This window comes from Micromonospora sp. C81 (assembly GCF_018070425.1).
Taxonomy (GTDB): domain Bacteria; phylum Actinomycetota; class Actinomycetes; order Mycobacteriales; family Micromonosporaceae; genus Micromonospora; species Micromonospora zamorensis.
The window spans coordinates 72,681-89,588 of the sequence record NZ_JAGPXS010000019.1 but is presented as its reverse complement, the minus strand read 5'-3'; the positions used below and the strand labels follow the sequence as shown (position 1 = coordinate 89,588).

At 72.2% G+C, this 16,908-nt stretch carries 20 protein-coding genes; 11 read left to right on the top strand and 9 right to left on the bottom strand.

Annotation, left to right across the window (positions count from 1 at the left end):
* Positions 1–72: 72 nt before the first annotated feature.
* Both macS and KBX46_RS26215 read left to right on the top strand, forming a co-directional pair.
* The gene (gene macS / locus KBX46_RS26220) at positions 73–1,215 is read left to right on the top strand and encodes a MacS family sensor histidine kinase (protein ID WP_210794476.1); all 1,143 of its coding nucleotides are present in this window, start codon (positions 73–75) and stop codon (positions 1,213–1,215) included.
* 14 nt (positions 1,216–1,229) lie between these two features.
* Positions 1,230–1,883 (top strand): response regulator transcription factor, encoded by a 654-nt coding sequence (locus tag KBX46_RS26215; RefSeq protein ID WP_141912955.1) that lies wholly within the window; start codon positions 1,230–1,232, stop codon positions 1,881–1,883.
* Between the two features lie 6 nt (positions 1,884–1,889).
* On the opposite strand, the gene KBX46_RS26210 is transcribed toward KBX46_RS26215, so the two are convergent.
* From KBX46_RS26210 to KBX46_RS26200, 3 genes are all read right to left on the bottom strand, one after another.
* Complete coding sequence (locus tag KBX46_RS26210; RefSeq protein WP_099848385.1) at positions 1,890–2,462, bottom strand: DUF5709 domain-containing protein; 573 nt, start codon at positions 2,460–2,462, stop codon at positions 1,890–1,892.
* Positions 2,463–2,551: 89 nt separating this feature from the next.
* The gene (locus tag KBX46_RS26205; RefSeq protein WP_247668194.1) at positions 2,552–3,292 is read right to left on the bottom strand and encodes an ATP-binding protein; all 741 of its coding nucleotides are present in this window, start codon (positions 3,290–3,292) and stop codon (positions 2,552–2,554) included.
* Between the two features lie 59 nt (positions 3,293–3,351).
* Positions 3,352–4,350, bottom strand: coding sequence for an SDR family oxidoreductase (locus tag KBX46_RS26200; protein WP_210794472.1), 999 nt, complete (start codon positions 4,348–4,350; stop codon positions 3,352–3,354).
* Positions 4,351–4,573: 223 nt separating this feature from the next.
* Between KBX46_RS26200 and KBX46_RS26195 the strand changes: the two genes are divergently transcribed.
* Positions 4,574–5,773: a glycosyltransferase gene (locus KBX46_RS26195; RefSeq protein WP_210794470.1), complete on the top strand. Its 1,200-nt coding sequence runs from the start codon at positions 4,574–4,576 to the stop codon at positions 5,771–5,773.
* A gap of 25 nt (positions 5,774–5,798) precedes the next feature.
* On the opposite strand, the gene KBX46_RS26190 is transcribed toward KBX46_RS26195, so the two are convergent.
* The 4 genes from KBX46_RS26190 to aroA all read right to left on the bottom strand — a co-directional run bounded on the left by KBX46_RS26190 (position 5,799) and on the right by aroA (position 9,993).
* A complete protein-coding gene (locus KBX46_RS26190; protein WP_374225025.1) occupies positions 5,799–6,653 on the bottom strand; it encodes a hypothetical protein in 855 nt (284 codons plus the stop codon).
* Positions 6,654–6,712: 59 nt separating this feature from the next.
* On the bottom strand, positions 6,713–7,531 hold the full coding sequence (gene hisN, locus KBX46_RS26185) for a histidinol-phosphatase (RefSeq protein ID WP_210794466.1): 819 nt from the start codon (positions 7,529–7,531) through the stop codon (positions 6,713–6,715).
* Positions 7,532–7,559: 28 nt separating this feature from the next.
* Positions 7,560–8,570: a ribosome small subunit-dependent GTPase A gene (gene rsgA, locus KBX46_RS26180; protein ID WP_210794465.1), complete on the bottom strand. Its 1,011-nt coding sequence runs from the start codon at positions 8,568–8,570 to the stop codon at positions 7,560–7,562.
* A gap of 121 nt (positions 8,571–8,691) precedes the next feature.
* Entirely contained in the window at positions 8,692–9,993 is a 1,302-nt protein-coding gene (aroA, locus tag KBX46_RS26175; protein WP_179780842.1) for a 3-phosphoshikimate 1-carboxyvinyltransferase, read from the bottom strand.
* Positions 9,994–10,097: 104 nt separating this feature from the next.
* On the opposite strand from aroA, the gene KBX46_RS26170 reads away from it, so the two are divergent.
* The 5 genes from KBX46_RS26170 (at position 10,098) to rsrA (ending at position 13,408) form a co-directional block, all read left to right on the top strand.
* Positions 10,098–10,808, top strand: a complete 711-nt coding sequence (locus tag KBX46_RS26170; RefSeq protein WP_210794463.1) for an SOS response-associated peptidase — start codon at positions 10,098–10,100, stop codon at positions 10,806–10,808.
* A gap of 197 nt (positions 10,809–11,005) precedes the next feature.
* On the top strand, positions 11,006–11,398 hold the full coding sequence (locus tag KBX46_RS26165; RefSeq protein WP_088951995.1) for a WhiB family transcriptional regulator: 393 nt from the start codon (positions 11,006–11,008) through the stop codon (positions 11,396–11,398).
* 52 nt (positions 11,399–11,450) lie between these two features.
* Complete coding sequence (locus KBX46_RS26160; protein WP_099848368.1) at positions 11,451–12,068, top strand: alpha/beta family hydrolase; 618 nt, start codon at positions 11,451–11,453, stop codon at positions 12,066–12,068.
* Between the two features lie 226 nt (positions 12,069–12,294).
* Positions 12,295–13,119 (top strand): sigma-70 family RNA polymerase sigma factor, encoded by an 825-nt coding sequence (locus KBX46_RS26155; protein ID WP_141911012.1) that lies wholly within the window; start codon positions 12,295–12,297, stop codon positions 13,117–13,119.
* Between the two features lies 1 nt (position 13,120).
* Positions 13,121–13,408 (top strand): mycothiol system anti-sigma-R factor, encoded by a 288-nt coding sequence (gene rsrA, locus KBX46_RS26150; RefSeq protein WP_210794461.1) that lies wholly within the window; start codon positions 13,121–13,123, stop codon positions 13,406–13,408.
* A 121-nt stretch (positions 13,409–13,529) separates the two neighbouring features.
* On the opposite strand, the gene KBX46_RS33330 is transcribed toward rsrA, so the two are convergent.
* Complete coding sequence (locus KBX46_RS33330; protein ID WP_372433306.1) at positions 13,530–13,604, bottom strand: 50S ribosomal protein bL37; 75 nt, start codon at positions 13,602–13,604, stop codon at positions 13,530–13,532.
* Between the two features lie 227 nt (positions 13,605–13,831).
* On the opposite strand from KBX46_RS33330, the gene KBX46_RS26140 reads away from it, so the two are divergent.
* Both KBX46_RS26140 and KBX46_RS26135 read left to right on the top strand, forming a co-directional pair.
* On the top strand, positions 13,832–14,047 hold the full coding sequence (locus KBX46_RS26140) for a biotin/lipoyl-binding carrier protein (protein WP_088950021.1): 216 nt from the start codon (positions 13,832–13,834) through the stop codon (positions 14,045–14,047).
* On the top strand, positions 14,044–14,553 hold the full coding sequence (locus KBX46_RS26135; protein ID WP_210794459.1) for a GNAT family N-acetyltransferase: 510 nt from the start codon (positions 14,044–14,046) through the stop codon (positions 14,551–14,553). Before KBX46_RS26140 ends, KBX46_RS26135 begins: the two co-directional genes overlap by 4 nt.
* Before the next feature lie 12 nt (positions 14,554–14,565).
* Here the strand turns inward: KBX46_RS26135 and KBX46_RS26130 are convergent, their stop codons facing one another.
* Positions 14,566–15,189, bottom strand: coding sequence for a TetR/AcrR family transcriptional regulator (locus KBX46_RS26130; RefSeq protein ID WP_088950019.1), 624 nt, complete (start codon positions 15,187–15,189; stop codon positions 14,566–14,568).
* Between the two features lie 111 nt (positions 15,190–15,300).
* On the opposite strand from KBX46_RS26130, the gene KBX46_RS26125 reads away from it, so the two are divergent.
* Entirely contained in the window at positions 15,301–16,890 is a 1,590-nt protein-coding gene (locus KBX46_RS26125) for an MDR family MFS transporter (protein ID WP_088950018.1), read from the top strand.
* Positions 16,891–16,908 lie beyond the last annotated feature (18 nt).

Here is a 16,908-nt window from a genome sequence, read left to right as displayed (position 1 = left end):
CGTACGTCAGGGTTTCCCGAACCGCACTCGCTGCTCGCCGTGCGGTGGACGGGTTATGGCATCCTGACCGCCATGCCGTCGCCGCCGGGTGGATTCGAGGTGCCGCTGTGGCGTGCGCTGGCGGTGTTCCGGCTGGCGTCCCTGGCGTACGTCTGCGTGCTCGCGGTGCGCGACGCCGACCGGTACGACCACCCGTACGCCGTCGGCGCCCTGATCCTGGTGATGGCGGCCTGGACCGCGGCGACCGCGGTCGGGTACGCCCGGCCGGCCTGGCGGCGCTGGCCGCTGCTGCTGGCCGACCTCGGGGTGGTGCTCGCCATCGTGCTGGCCACCCCGTGGGTGGTCGGTCGGGCGGCGCTCGCCACCGGCGTACCCACCATGGGGGTCGCCTGGATGGCCGGCCCGGTGCTGGCCTGGGCCGTCTCCGGTGGTCGGCGGCGGGGCACGGTCGCCGCGCTGCTGGTTGCCGGCGCGGACCTGACCACCCGGGAGCGGATCGGCCAGTCCTCGTTCACCGGGGTCATCCTGATGCTGCTCGCCGGGGTGGTGGTCGGGCACGTGGCCCGGCTCGCGGCGAGCGCCGAGGAACGGCTGCAACGCGCTGTGGAGTTGGAGGCCGCCACCCGGGAGCGGGAGCGGCTGGCCCGGGGCATCCACGACTCGGTGCTCCAGGTGCTGGCGATGGTGCAGCGGCGGGGTGCCGACCTGCCCGGTGAGGCGGGCGAGCTGGCCCGGTTGGCCGGCGAGCAGGAGGCCGCGTTGCGGGCACTGATCGCCGGCACCAGCCTGGCGAGCGCTGCCGTGCTCCCCGACGGCACCGAGGCGGCGGCTGTGGACCTGCGGACCCTGCTCGGCCGGTACGCCTCGGCGGCGGTGGTGCTCTCCGCCCCGGCCACCCCGGTGCCGCTGCCTCGCCGGGTGGCGGGGGAGTTGGCCGCCGCGACCGGCGCGGCCCTGGACAACGTGGGGCGGCACGCCAGCGGGCGGGCCTGGGTGTTGATCGAGGATGAGGGGGCGACGGTGACCGTGTCGATCCGCGACGAGGGGCCGGGCATCCCGGAAGGCCGGTTGACCGAGGCGGCCGCACAGGGTCGGCTCGGCGTGAGCCAGTCGATCCGGGGTCGGGTGGCCGACGTGGGCGGGACGGTTCGGATCGTGTCCGCCCCCGACGCCGGCACCGAGATCGAGCTGACCGTGCCGAGGGCACAGCGGTGACCCCGACCCGGGTGATGGTGGTCGACGACCACCCCATGTGGCGGGAGGGGGTGGCCCGCGACCTCACGGAGGCGGGCTTCCTGGTGGTGGCGACCAGCGGCGAGGGCCGGCAGGCCGTCCGGGTGGCCGCCGCCGCCCGGCCCGACGTGGTCGTCCTCGACCTGCAACTACCGGACATCTCCGGCGTCGAGGTGATCCTGGGTCTGCGTGCGGCACTGCCCGACGTGCGGGTGCTGATGCTCAGCGCCAGCGGCGAACAGCAGAGCGTGCTGGACGCGGTCAAGGCAGGGGCCACCGGTTACCTGGTGAAGTCCACGGCGCCCGCCGAGTTCCTCGACGCGGTCCGCCGCACCGCGGCCGGCGAGGCGGTCTTCACCCCCGGCCTGGCCGGGCTCGTCCTCGGCGAGTACCGCCGGCTGGCCGCCCGGCCGGGGCAGCCGGCCGACCCTGCCGGCGGTGCGCAGTCCGCAGCGCCCCGGCTCACCGAGCGGGAGACGGAGGTGCTGCGGCAGGTGGCGAGAGGGCTGTCGTACAAGCAGATCGCGCAGCGGCTCGGGCTGTCGCACCGCACGGTGCAGAACCACGTGCAGAACACCCTGGGCAAGCTGCAACTGCACAACCGGGTCGAGCTGACCCGGTACGCCATCGAACGTGGCCTGGACGACTGACCCTCCTCAGACCGAGCGCGGCGGCTCCGTCTCGTGGATGGCCAACTCCTCGGCGGTCGCCCCGCCGCCAGCCGAACCCGCGTCGTACGCCACCGAGTCGGTCTCCTGGTCGGTGTGCGCCCCCTCGTCCGGCTCCACCAGCCGGCCGACGGTGGCGTCGGCCACCGTGCCGAGCTGACCGTGGTCGTAGAGGGAGACCGGTGAGTTCGGGTCCGAGGTGGGCCCCGGGTCCATCACGTCGGCGTCCAGCTGGGCCTCCGCCGCGGCTTCCAGATTGTCCGCCTCGAAGGCGATCTTCGGGTCGATCGTCCCGGCCAGCGGGTCGTCGGCCGGGCGCTCGTAGACCTCCCGGTCGAGCTTGTAGTCCAACGACTCACCGTCGAGCTGCTCCTCGGCGGTCGTCCCGAACCGGTCCACCGCCACCGGCGTACGGTCGCCGGGCAGTTGGGCCGGGTCCGGGCCGTCCGCCTCGCGCCCGGTGAGGACGTCGTCGTTGGCGGTCGAGTCGTCATCGGCGGTGTCGGGCAGGCCTTGCGCCTCGGTGTCGGACACGGGGGTCGGGTACTCGTTGTCGCGCATGTCTGATCACTACCCGCTGCCCTCCCGCCATAACCGGAGCACCGCAGGCTGTGCGGTGGCGAAACCGGCACCGGCGGCGAAACGCCCCGTCAGCCGAGGTGGGCGACCTCGTCGTCCGGGTGCAGGATGCACCAGACGACCTTGCCGTCCGGTATCGCGCTGCTGCCCCAGCGGCGAGCCACCGTGTCGATCAGCAGCAGGCCGCGGCCGCCGGCCCGGTTCGGCGGGGACAGCCCGGCGAACGTCGGCAGACGCGAGGAGTGGTCGCGGACCGCAAGGTGCAGGGTGCTGTCCTGCGGAGCGAGCCGTACGGTCATCGGGGTCCGGGCGTGCGCCACCACGTTGTTCACCATCTCGGTGAGCGCGATGCAGGCCGGGTCGACCAGCATCGGCATGCCCCAGCGTTGGCAGCCGGTGGTGACCAGCTCGCGGGCCTGCCGGGCGGCTCCCACCGTCGGGGCCAGGTCGGCGGTGAGCACCGCCGCCAGCGGCGTCGCCGCGACCGCGGCCAGCGCGCCGTCGAGCGTCGGAAAGGCGGGCACGCCAGCGAGCGCGGGGTCCGGGTGGGCGGGTCCGTCGACCGTCGGATCACACAGCAGCAGGTCCGCGGCGGGCCAGTCGGCCACCTCCCGGCGAACCTCGGCGAAGACGCCTCGCCCGACCTCATCGGCGATGCACAGCCCGGTCACGTCGGCCACCACCGGGCCCGGCCGGTCCGCGAGTCTGGCGAGCAGCGCGCCGCGTACCGCCTCGGCTCCGGCGGCGTCGAGCACACCGGTCAGCCGGACCACCGCCGACGACTCGTCGATCTCCACGAGACAGTTCGACATGATCGCCTCATTGTGCGCGCCGGTCACCGTTCGCGCATTCGGGCGGTCGATGCCGGTCATCAGCGGACCGACCGGGATCGGCGGTTGATCGCGGCCATGGTGCCGACGGCGGTGCCGGCGGCGGCGAGACCGAACGCGGCGGTCATCCGCACCAACTGACGCCGTCGGCCGTTCCAGCCGCCGTCCCGGCGGGCCTGGGCGTCGGCGTGGAACACGTTGCCGCTGCTGTCCACCCGAGCGCCCGGACCGAACTGGGTCCGCTGGAGGTACCAGCCGAGGGTGCGTTCCACCAACGCGGGCGCTAGCCGCCACTGCAGGCCGATCAGCCGGGCCGCGCCACCGGCGTACGCCTCCCGGCGAGGCCGGCGCAGCAGCCGGACGATGGTCTCGGCGACCACCTCCGGCGGGTAGATCGGCGGCGGTGGCACCAGTTCCCGGCCGGTGTGGTTGGCCGTGTGCCGGAAGAACGGGGTGTCGATGGTGGCCGGCAGCACGGTGCAGACCGAGATCTGACCACGGCCGGTGACCCGCAGCTCCTGCCGGACCGTGTCGGCGAGCCCTCGGATGCCGTGCTTGCTGGCGTTGTACGCCGACTGGTACGGCATGGCCACCTCGGCCAGCACCGAGGCGTTGTTGACCAGGACACCGCCACCGGCCGCCCCCAGGTGGGGCAGGGCCGCCTTGATGCCGTGCACCGCTCCGAGCAGGTTGACCTCCAGCACCCGCCGGAACTCGGCGACCGGGATCTCGTCGAACAGGCCCACCGCGCTCACCGCGGCGTTGTTCACCCAGGCGTCGATCCGGCCGAACTCGGCCGCCGCCCGCTCGGCCAGTCGTTGCACCGACTCCAGATCGGTCACATCGGTCGGTACGACCAGCGCCTGGCCGCCCAACTCGCGGCAGCGCTGCGCGACCTGTCGTAGGGCCGGCTCGCTGCGGGCGGCCAGCACGACGGCGGCACCCCGGCGGGCCAGGGCATACGCGGTCGCCGTACCGATCCCGCTGGAAGCGCCGGTGATCACCACGGTCGAATCGTCGAGGGTGCGGGTCAGCGGCATTCTTGAGCGGTACCCCCGCCCGGGCCAGGTCATACCACTCAGAGCTTGTCGATCATCGTCGAACTTGGCTGCCTGTGCCGCTTGTGATTGCTGTGCCGCAAGTGTCGGTGGCACTCGGGGGGACTCTTCCTGATCTGCCAGGTTTCGACTCCGGGTCGCGGGGTTAATGGGACGCTCTGACCGGGAGGACCACTGCCGAGGAAAGATCGCAGGGAGGTGACCCATGCGCGTCGGCCTCGTCTGCGCGCACGCCAGTTCGTACCGCCACGCCGACGGCCCACCGGTCGGCACCCGACAGCACATTGCGCGGGTTGCCGCCGAGTTGGCCGAACGAGGCCACGACGTACGGCTCTACGAGCGCCGGGACGATCCCGGCCTGCCGGCGACGGTCAACGTCGACGGCTACCAGGTGCACCAGGTGCCCGCTGGCCCGCCCACCCCACTGCCCACCGCCGAGCTGATCCGGTACGTGACGGAGTTCGGCCGCTGGTTGACCGACGAGTGGGCCGGCGCCTGGCGGCCCGAGGTGGTGCACGGGCACTACTGGGTCGGGGGCCTGGCCGCCGCGCACGCCGTTCGCGAGACCGACATCCCGGTGGTGCAGACGTTCCACTCACTCGGCATCGAGCAGTTGCGCCACCTGGGCGGCCGCTACGACGGGCCGGGGGAGCGGATCACGCTGGAACGCGCGCTGACCCGCGCTGTGGACATCGCTGTGGCGCAGTCGAACGACGAGGTAGACGAGCTGACCCGGATGGGTCTGCAACGCAGCTCGGTGGCCCTGGTGCCCCCGGGGGTGGACATCGAGCAGTTCCACCCCGACGGCGAGGCGGCACCACGCGAGCAGCGGTCCCGCATCCTCTCGGTCGGCTCGCTGTCCGCGGGGCACGGCCAGGAGGACCTGATCCGGGCGATGCGGCTGGTCGGCGACGCCGAGCTGGTGATCGCCGGTGGGCCACCGGCCGACCAACTGGCCAACCACGCCGAGGCGCGGCGGCTGCGCGAGCTGGCCGAGCAGGCCGGCGTCGTCGACCAGGTACGGCTCGTCGGCGCGGTGCCGCACGACCAGATGGCCACCTGGTACCGGTCGGCGGACGTGGTCGCCTGCACCCCGCACTACTCCTCGGCCGGGCGGGTCTCGCTGGAGGCGATGGCCTGCGGCGTGCCGGTGATCGGCTACGCGATGGGTGGCCTGGCCGACGCCGTCGTCGACGAGGTCACCGGCAAGCTCGTGCCCCCCGGCGACGTGCGGGCACTCGCGGTCTCGATTCGTCGGCTGCTCGCCGACAACGCCGGTCGGTTCGCGTACGGGCACGCCGCGGTGGACCGGGTCCGCAGCAGCTACACCTGGGAGCGGACCGCCGGGGCGCTGGAGCGCCTCTACGAGCGGGTGGTGAGCCGCCGCAAGCCGGTCGAGGCCTGAGCGGCAGGTCGGGCGACCCGGTCGGTCAGCCGGGACGGGTCGCCGCGACCATTGCCCGGTCACGACTGCGCGTCGGCGGGCGCTGCTGCTGCGGCTGGGCGTACCGGGTCAGCCCGATCACGGCGGCCAGGGTGACCAGGAAACCGACTGCCGCCAGCCACTCCCGGCCCGGCCAGATCTTGTCGTTGAGCAACAGCAGGCCGACGATCGCGGCCGGCACCGCACCGGCGGCGTCCATCGCGGCGACCGCAGCGGTCGTCGAGCCGCGCTGCATGGCCAGGCCGAGCAGCAGCTGACCGACGATCGAGTGGGCGATCAGCAGGTAGAACAGCGGGTGGGCGAGGAACGCCTCGGCGGACGACGCGGATGCCAGTGGCCGGGCCGCGACCGCGGCCGAGCTGAACGCCAACCCGGCCAGCGAGCCGAGGGCCACCGAACCTTGCGCCCCGTGCAGCCGGACGGCGAAGACCCCGAGCACCGCGATGACACCGAGTGCCACCAGCAGGGCGATCGAGCCGGCGGTGCCGAGCTGCTTCGACGGCGCCGGGCGGGCGGACAGCACCAGGGCGGTGATCCCGGCGAAGAGCAGCGCCAGCAGCACCACCTCCGCAGCCGGTAGTCGCCACTTCAGCACCAGCACACCGAGGATGGCTGTCACCCCGAGCCCGGCCGCGACGCTGGCCTGCACGAGGAACAGCGGAAGGTCCCGTCGGGCCAGGAAGGCGAACACGAAACCGCCGATCTGGCAGCCCAGACCGATCAGGTACGTCCGGTGCCCGGCGAGGCGCAGCAGCAGGCCCGGATCGAAGGTGTGGTGAACCGTGGTGCGGGCCGCCGCCACCGACTGGAGAAGGTTGGCGAAGCCGTACGCGACGATCATCGTCGCGAGAAAACACCAGCCGGAGGAGACCACCTGGCGAGGATAGAGGTTGCCGGGGGTCAGCGCTCGGCTGGGCGATCGAGCCTGGTGAGGATGTCGCGGTGCAGCACACCGTTGGTGGCCACCACACTGCTGTCGGTGCCCGGCGCGCCGGCCGGGGCCGGTCGACCGGACAGATCCGTGACCGTGCCACTCGCCTCGGTGATGATCGGGACCAGCGCCGCCACGTCCCACAGGGACAGTTCCGGCTCGACCATCACGTCCAGTGCGCCCTCGGCCAGCAGCATGTAGCCGTAGAAGTCGCCGTACGCCCGACTGCGCCAGGTGGCCCGCATCAGGTCCAGCATCGCGTCGAGCCGACCGGCGCGCTCCCAGCCGTCGAGTGACGAGTAGCAGAAGCTGGCGTCCGCGATGTCCCGGACCGCGGAAACCCCGATCCGCTCGCCGGCGGCCGGGCCGTGACCGGCGTACGCGCCCGCGCCCGCGCTGGCCCACCAGCGCCGCCCCAGCGCCGGGGCGGACACCACGCCGACCGCTGGCCGGTCGCCGTCGTAGAGCGCGATCAGGGTGGCCCAGACCGGCACGCCCCGGACGAAGTTCTTGGTGCCGTCGATCGGGTCGATGATCCACCGGCGGCCGTCCGGGTCGGTGGACGGCCCGGCGCCGTACTCCTCACCGAGCAGCCCGTCCGCCGGCCGGTGCTCGGCCAGCAGGCCACGGATCTCCCGCTCCACTGCGGTGTCCGCGTCGGAGACCGGGGTCAGGTCGGGCTTCGCCTCGACCCGCAGGTCGAGCGCGCGGAACCGGGCTGTGGAGATGGCGTCGGCCCGGTCGGCGAGCAGGTGGGCGAGGGCGAGGTCGTCGGCGTACCCGGTCATCCCGGCAACCTAGCCGACGCCCGCCGACTCACTCGTCGGGGCCGCGCCGGTCACCCTCGCCGGGCCCGCGCTGGTCGCTCTCGCCGCGCGAGTCACCCTCGCCGGCGCGGGAGGCGAGCAACCGGCGGTACGACGCCAACCGGCGCGGGTCGGCCTTGCCGGCGGCCACCCAGGCGTCCAGCCCACAGGCGGCCTCGTCGGTCGTGTGCTGACAGTTGGGCGGGCAGTCGACGGTGCCCTCGACCAGATCCGGGAAGCCGTGCAGCAGGCTGTCGGCCGAGACGTGGGCCAGACCGAAGCTGCGGATGCCGGGGGTGTCGATGATCCAGCCGGGGTCGGTGTCGACGCCGGGCACCGGTGGCAGCCGCAGCGCCACCGCGCTGGTGGAGGTGTGCCGCCCACGGCCGATCGCGCTGACCACGCCGACCGCGCGCAGCGCGTCCGGGACGAGGCGGTTGACCAGCGTCGACTTGCCCACCCCGGAGTGCCCGACCAGCACCGACACCTTGCCGCTCAGCAGCGTGCGCAGCGCGGACAGGTCGGAGTCGGGGCGGTTGAGCACGTACGGCAGCTCCAGCTCGGTGTAGTAGCCCAGCACCTCCTCCGGCCCGGCCAGGTCGGCCTTGGTGAGGCAGAGCAGCGGCTCGACGTCCGCGTCGTACGCGGCCACCAGGCAGCGGTCGATGAACCCGGTGCGCGGCGGTGGGTCGGCCAGCGCGCTGACGATCACCAACTGGTCGGCGTTGGCCACCACCACCCGTTCCAGTCGGCCCTCGGCGGTGGTCTCGTCGTCGTCGGCGGTGCGGCGCAGCACCGAGCGTCGCTCGGCGATCCGGACGATGCGGGCCAGGGCGCCTTCCGCGCCGGACGTGTCCCCGACCAGGCTGACCCGGTCACCGACCACCACCGACTTGCGGCCCAGCTCGCGGGCCCGCATCGCGGTGACCGTGGGCAGCTCGGCCCCGACCACGCCGCGCTCGGCTCCGGACAGCACGCAGGTGTAGCGCCCACGGTCGACGGCGATGACGAAGCCGTCCACGGCGTCGGAGTGCTGGGGTCGGGTGCGCGTACGCGGGCGCGACGACTTTCCGGGCCGTACCCGTACGTCGTCCTCGTCGTACTCGCGCCGTCTGGTCGCCAGGACCTGTCCTCTTCTCGCGTCAGCTCTTGCCGGTCACCATCGCTGACCATAGTGCCGGGAACTCGGGCATGGTCTTGGAGGTACACCCCACGTCGTCGACCTCGATGCCGGGCACGGCGAGACCGGTCACCGCTGCGGCGTGCGCCATCCGGTGGTCGTGGTAGGTGCGGAACACCCCGCCGCGCAGTGGCCTGGGCCGGATCTCCAGCCCGTCCGGCGACTCGGTCACATCCGCCCCGAGTGCGGTGAACTCGCGCGCGAGCGCGGTCAGCCGGTCGGTCTCGTGGCCACGGATGTGCCCGACGCCGGTGAACACCGACGGCGAGTCGGCCAGCATGGCGAGCGCGGTCAGCGCCGGGGTCAGCTCGCTGACGTCGGAGAGGTCGGCGGTCAGGCCGTGCACCACGCCGGTGCCCCGGACGGTCAGCCCGCTGGTGGAGAGGGTGACCTCGCCGCCCATCCGCTGGAGCAGCGAGCGGAGCTGCTCGACCGGCTGTGAGCTGCTGCGCGGCCAGCCCTGCAGGGTCACCTCGCCGCCGGTGACCAGGGCCGCGGCGAAGAACGGCACCGCTCCGGAGAGGTCTGGCTCGATCTCCCAGCCGCGCCCGGTGAGGGGGCCGGGCTCGACGGTCCAGACGTCGGGCGTGCTGTCGTCGACGGCCGCGCCGGCGGCCCGCAGCATCTGCACCGTCATCCGGAGATGCGGCGCGGACGGCACCGGCGGGCCGACGTGGCGCACCACGACGCCCCGGTCGAAGCGCGGGGCGGCCAGCAGCAACCCGGAGACGAGCTGGCTGGAGGCGGACGCGTCGATCACCACCTCACCGCCGGTGACCCGGCCGGTGCCGAGCACTGTCAGCGGGAGGCTGCCCGAGCCGGTGACGTCGATGCGGACACCCAGCGACCGCAGCGCCTCGATCAGCGGACCGAGCGGTCGGGTGCGGACGTAGGGGTCGCCGTCGAAGGTGACCTGCCCGTCGGCCAGCCCGGCCACCGGCGGCACGAACCGCATCACGGTGCCGGCCAGGCCCACGTCCACGTGCGCGGGGCCGACCAGCGGGTGCGGTCGGACCAGCCACTGCTCGTCGTCGCTGATCGACACGTGCGCGCCCATCGCGCGCAGACCGGCGGCCATCAACTCGGTGTCGCGGGCGCGGAGCGGCCCGGCCAGCGTCGACGGGCCGGCGGCCAGTGCGCTGAGCACCAGGGCGCGTGCGGTCATCGACTTGGAACCGGGCAGGCGCAGCGTCGCCGCCACCGGGTCGGACGCGGTCGGTGCGGTCCACGGCTGCGGCGGCCGGGTCGCTGTCAGGTTCCCCACGGTTACATTCTGCCGTGCCGGCTGGTGGACAGTGTGGCCCGGCGGGTCGTACTCCCGGTTGGCGGGACAGCCGACGGGGCCTCCGACGCGTTAGCGTGTGGCCCATGTGCGGCAGGTACGCGACGACCCGGAGCTCCGGCGAGCTCGGCGCGCTGTTCGAGTCGTCCGACGACACCGAGGGCGTGGTCCGTCCGGACCACAACGTCGCGCCGACCGACCGGGTGCCCCTGGTCCGGATGAGCCCGGAGGGACATCGCAGTCTCTGTGTCGGTCGCTGGGGTCTGTTGCCGCACTGGTCCCGTTCCGCCGCCGGGGCCGCCCGCATGATCAACGCGCGGGCGGAGACGGTGGCCACCAGCCGGGCGTACGCCGGGTCGTTCGCCCGCCGCCGCTGCCTGGTCCCGGCCGATGGCTGGTACGAGTGGGTCCGTCAGCCCGACGGCCGGCGACAGGCCTACTACATGACTCCCACCGACGGCTCGGTTCTGGCCCTGGCCGGCATCTGGTCGGTCTGGGAGTCCGGTGCCGACTCCCGGCTCACCTTCAGCGTGTTGACCACCGCGGCGCTCGGCGATCTGGCCGAGGTGCACGACCGGATGCCGGTGCTGTTGCCGCCCGAGCGTTGGTCGTCGTGGCTGGCGCCGACCGACGAGCCGGAGCGGTTGCTCGTTCCGGCGTCGGCGGAGCGGCTGGCGGGGTTGGAGATCCGACCTGTGGGGGCGGCGGTGGGCGACGTTCGCAACGACGGGCCACAGCTGATCGCCCGCGTGTCGGTGCCGCCGACGGTGACACCGCAGGAGCTGACCCTGTTCTGACGCCGCCGCGCATTGTCAGGCACCGATTTGACAGGGTTGCGCGCGATTCGTCTCCTGGCTGTTCAGTCATGTTCCCGGCAGACCCTTGTCCCGATGTTGCGAAGTGCGATAGAACACAGCGCCGGTAGTGGCTGTCGATTCGCACGGGGCGGACGACGTCCACCGTTTTTGCCGGTCCCACGGGGGAGGTGGGTGGATTGACACGAGCGCGTATGCCCCGCCCGCACGAGGTGGCTGCGGCGCGGCGAGATCCGCGACTGCTGCGAGCGGTGCGGGAACGGCAACAGGACGATGCATGGCGCACCAGAGGCACCTGTCAGAGCGTCGATCCGGAGACATTCTTTCCGGCACCGAACGAGCCGGCGGACGCCGCTGTCGCGCTGTGCCGCGGCTGCGACGTGCAGGGGTCCTGTCTGGCCTGGGCCCTCGACGTCGGTGACTGCCACGGTGTGTGGGGTGCGACCACGCCCCGCGAGCGGCGGGCGATGCTGGTCGCCTGGCGTGGCGAGGTCGAGCCGGACCCGGACGCCGTCGACGATCCCGGCCCGCCGGTACGGGACCGGCTGCTCACCCTGGTTCCGCTGAGCTGACCAACGGCCCGGTCCGTCACGCGTCGTCTGCCAGGCGGCGCAGAATGGGTCGGTGCCAACCAGCGACGAGATCGACACTCCGCGCGGTCCGGCGGGGATCACCACGGACCTGCCGGACCGCCCTGCCACCGCTCTGCTCGTGCTCGGGCACGGAGCGGGCGGCAGCATCGACGCGCCCGACCTGCTCGCGGTACGCGACGCGTCGGTCGCGGCCGGCCTGGCGGTGGTCCGGGTGACCCAGCCCTACCGGGTCGCGGGTCGACGTGCCCCGGCACCGGCGGGTCATCTCGACGAGGCGTGGACGGCGGTGCTCGCCGTGCTGCGCGACCGGCACGCCGACGTGCCGTCGGTGCTGGTCGGCGGTCGTTCCAGCGGCGCGCGGGTCGCCTGCCGGACGGCGGGCGCGGTGGGGGCGGTCGGTGTGGTCGCGTTGGCCTTTCCGCTGCACCCGCCCGGGCGGCCGGAGCGTTCGCGTGCCGCCGAACTGGCCACCGGCCTGCCGACGCTGGTCGTCAACGGCGACCGGGACCCGTTCGGGACGCCGGAGCCGTCGCCGGCCGTGCAGGTGGTGAGCCGTCCCGGGGAGACGCACGACCTCCGGCGGGACCCGGCCGGCACCGCGGGCGTCGTCCGGGACTGGCTGCGGGCCCGGGGCTGGACGGCCGACTGACCCGGCTCGCCCGCCCGACCGTTTCCGGTGCCGGGCGAGGGTCGTTGCATCCGGTGGTGGCACCGGCCCGATCCGGACCGACGGCACCAGTCCTCCCAGGCCCTTCCTGGTCCCAGCGCCGGCCGCCGTCGGGGCCGGGACCAGGAACGGGAGGGCCGGGTGGAATGCCCCAGTGGTCATCTCGCGTTACCAACCCTGGACGACTTTTCTGCGAGGGGGGTGACCGGTGCCGACCGAGACACGGAGCCTGGAACGGGACGAACGGGACGCCCGGCAGCTGAAGCAGCTGCTGGATGGGCCGGAGTGGCCGGCGACGGCGGGACCGGGCGGGGCGGGTGTGGTGAGCACGGGCACACCAGCCGGAAGTGAATCTGCGGGCAGGTCCGTGCGCGTATCCTCGGCGGGAAAGCATCCGACGCGAGGGGATGTGCGGTTGACCACCGAGAAGACGGACGAGCGCAGGGCCCGGTTCGAACGGGACGCGATGCCATTCGTCGATCAGCTCTACGCTGCTGGGCTGCGGATGACGCGCAACCCGGCGGATGCCGAGGACCTGGTTCAGGAGACCTACCTGAAGGCGTACGCCGCCTTCCACCAGTTCGAGCAGGGCACGAACCTGAAGGCCTGGCTCTACCGGATCCTGACCAACACCTACATCAACTCCTACCGCAAGCGGCAGCGCCAGCCGATCCAGGCGCCCACCGAGGAGATCACCGACTGGCAGCTCGCCGAGGCCGAGTCGCACACCTCCAGTGGGCTGCGCTCCGCCGAGACGGAGGCACTGGACCGGCTGCCGGACAGCGACGTGAAGGAGGCCCTCCAGCAGTTGCCGGAGGAGTTCCGCCTGGCCGTCTACCTGACCGATGTCGAGGGCTTCTCCTACAAGGAGGTCGCGGACATCATGGGCACGCCGATCGGCACCGTGATGTCGCGTCTGCACCGGGGCCGTCGTAATCTGCGCAAGCTGCTCGAGCGCTACGCCGGGGAGCGGGGCTTCAGTGCGGCCCGCTCGGCGAAGGGCTCGAACGCCGCTGCCGGCCGGGAGGTGTGACGTGAGCTGTGGGGAGCCGCACGAGACGGATTGCCGCGAGGTGCTCGCGGAGGTCTACCTCTACCTGGATCTGGAGTGCGCCGACGAGCGGCGCTCGCTGATCCGGCACCACCTGGACGAGTGCGGGCCCTGCCTGCGCGAGTACGGGCTGGAGCAGGAGATGCGGGCGTTGGTGGCTCGTTGCTGCGGCAACGAGACAGCGCCGGACGAGCTGCGCGAGCGGCTGCGGGTCAAGCTCACCGAGCTGGTGGTCTTCGAGACCACTGAATCCCGGGAGTTGGCCGACTGAGCGTCGGCGCGGCACAGCTTCAAGACCGGTGGCCCGGGTCGATGTCGACCCGGGCCACCGGTGTACCCGGCGTCGACCGGGTCGGGCTGAGCGGTGACGGGCCGTGGGCCCGTCGACGCGTTCAGGAGTTGGGACGCTTGCCGTGGTTGGCGGCGTTCTTCTTACGAGCCTTCTTCTTCCGGGACTTCTTCGCCATGCTGACCTCCTCGTGATGGGTCGGATCCGTCCTGCGCACGACCTCGGCGCCAGTGCACCCACCGGCGGTCCGGCGTCGGGTCCGACCCGCTGATGGTAGTGCGGTCGACAGCCGCCGCCTTCCCCAGGGCGGGCGTGCCATCCCGGCCGTGCCGCTGCGCGCCCACCACCGGGCGACGCATGATTGGATACGACGGCAGACACATCGCGATGAGGGAGGGCCCGGACATGGCCGAGGAGATCCGCGCCGAGATGGTGGCGAACGTCTGGAAGGTCGTCGCCACGGCAGGTGACACGGTGGCCGAGGGCGACACCCTGGTGATCCTCGAGTCGATGAAGATGGAGATCCCGGTCATCGCCGAGTCCGATGGTGTGATCCAGCAGCTCGCCGTGAACGAGGGCGACGTCGTGCAGGACGGTGACCTCATCGCGGTGATCGCTTGACCGGCTTGCGGGTTCGTCCTGCCGACCCGGCCGATTTCCCGGCGGTGGCCCGGCTGACCGTGGCCGCGTACGAGGCGGACGGGCAGCTCAAGGGCGAACACGGGTACGGCGAGGTGCTGGCCGACGTGTCGAGCCGGGCTGCCAGCGGTGAGGTGCTGGTCGCGGTCGACGAGGTGACCGATGCGGTGCTGGGCTCGGTGACCTTCGTGCTGCCGGGCACGCCGTTCGCCGAGCTGTCCGGGCCGGGTGAGGCGGAGTTCCGGATGCTCGCGGTCGACCCGGGTGCCCAGGGTCGGGGCGTCGGTGCGGCATTGGCGCAGGCATGCGTGGCGCGTGCTGTGGAGCTGGGTTGCACGGCGCTGGTGATCTGCGTCCGGGCCGGGATGGCCGATTCGGCGCACCGGCTCTACTCACGGCTCGGCTTCGTCCGCGCGCCGGAGAAGGACTGGGCGCCGGCGGCGGGCGTGGACCTGCTCGGCCTGCGACTGGCCCTCACTCGCGGCTGAGCCGCCGACCGATCAGCCGCGCGGGCTGCCTGAGGTGGCCTCAGCCGCACTCTCGTCGGGCTCCGCTGAGGCACCCGCGCCGATCGCGCCGAGCAGCTCGTCGGCCACCTCCAACGCGAGCCGGCGACGCTCCTCGTTGGTGATGCCCGGTGCCCGTACGGCGAACCAACTCGTGTGCACGGCGAACAGTGACAGTGCGGCGCGCAGCTGGGCGGCGGGGGAGTCGTCGCCCCGGCAGAGGGCGCTGGCGAGCTGCATCATCCGGCCGCGCATCTGCTGGCCGGAGGCGAGGCTCTTGAGCACTGTCTGGTTCTGCTCGAAGAAGCGCATCACGGACGGCTGATCGCCGCCGAACATCGTGTCGGCGTAGCGGGTGATCAGCTCGCGCCGGGTGGCCAGGGTGGCCGGCTGCGTCGCCGCCCAGGCGTTGAGGGCGTCCATCTGCTCCAGCCGGTCCTCGACGAAGCTGGCGACGATGTCGTCCTTGCTCTTGAAGTGGTAATAGAGCGCCGCCTTGGTGACGTTGAGACGCTCGGCGATCTCCCGGAGCGAGGTCTTCTCGTACCCCTGCTCGGTGAAGAGCTCGAGCGCGACGGCCTTGATCCGGTCCCGCGTCCCGCCTGTGCTCTCCCTCACGCGTGCCCTCCAATTGGCTTGACCGTTGCTTGTACCGAACTTACCGTGCGGCTAGTAAGGTGACTAGCCGGGCGGCAAGTAAGTGTGGCAATCTTCGGGGGGAGCTTACCCATGACTCAGGCAACCCAGGCCGGCGTGCGACCCAACAACATCAGGGTCGTGCTGTTCGGGCTGATGATCGCGATGATGCTCGCGATGCTCGACAACATGATCGTCAGCACCGCGTTACCGCGGATCGTCGGCGAGTTCGGCGGGCTCAACCACTTCACCTGGGTGGTTACCGCGTACGTCCTGGGCACCACCGTCTCCACCCCGATCTGGGGCAAGCTCGGTGACCTCTACGGCCGCAAGTCGGTCTTCCTGACCTCGGTGGTCGTCTTCCTCGTCGGCTCCGCACTCTGCGGCATGGCCGGCTCTGGCATGCTCGGCGGCCCACAGGACGGCATGGTCCAGCTGATCGCCTTCCGGGCCGTGCAGGGCCTCGGCGCCGGTGGCCTCATGGTCGGCGTCATGGCGATCATCGGTGACCTGGTCCCGCCCCGCGAGCGTGGGCGCTACCAGGGCATGATCGCCGGCATCATGGCCATCGCCATGGTCGCCGGTCCGCTTGCCGGTGGCTTCATCACCGACCACCTGTCCTGGCGCTGGGCGTTCTACGTGAACCTGCCGCTGGGCGGGATCGCGCTGCTCGTGCTGATGACCACCATGCACCTGCCGAAGTACCGCACCGAGCACCGGATCGACTGGCTCGGCGCTGGTCTGCTCTCGGTCGGCATCACCGCGATCGTGCTCATCACCACCTGGGGCGGCAACGAGTACGACTGGACGTCGCCGCAGATCTTCGGCCTGGCCGTCCTGGCCGTGCTCGCGCTGGTGGCGTTCGGCCTGGTGGAACGCCGCGTCCAAGAGCCGATCCTGCCGTTGGCGCTCTTCGCCAACCGCAACTTCGCGTTGATCTCGGTGATCGGCTTCCTGCTCGGCTTCGCGATGTTCGGCGCGATGAACTTCCTGCCGCTCTACCAGCAGACCGTGCAGGGGGCGTCGGCGACCAACAGCGGTCTGCTGCTGCTGCCCCTGATGTTCGGCATGCTGGTGGTCTCGCTGGTCATCGGGCGGGCGATCACCCGCAACGGCAGGTACCGGGCGTACCCGATCATCGGTGGTGTCGTGATGACAGCGGGCATGGCGCTGCTGTCCATGCTCGACACCGACACCAGCAAGCTGATGTCCTCGCTGTACATGGTCGTGCTCGGCGTCGGCATGGGCTTCCTCATGCAGACGTCCATGCTGATCGCGCAGAACAGCGTGGAGCAGAAGGACCTCGGCGCGGCCAGTGGCGCGGCGACCTTCTTCCGGTCGATCGGCGGCTCGTTCGGCATCTCGCTGTTCGGTGCGATCTTCGCCAACCGGCTGGCCAGCTCCGAGGGCGGCCGGGCCTTCGGCGGCGAGTCCGGCGGCTCGGGAATGGATCTGGAGAAGCTCAAGGACCTGCCCGCCCAGGCCCGCGACATGGTGCTCGGCGGCCTCTCCGATGCGATCTCGCACGTCTTTCTCTGGGCCGTGCTGTTCACCATCGTGATCCCGGTGCTCGCCTGGTTCATCAAGGAGATCCCGCTGCGGACCGCCAACGAGGCGCCGCCGCAGGCCACTCCGGAGGAGGAGGCCGAGGTCGCTCTCGGCAAGGCGGCCCCGGTCGCCTGACCCCGACATCCTCACCGC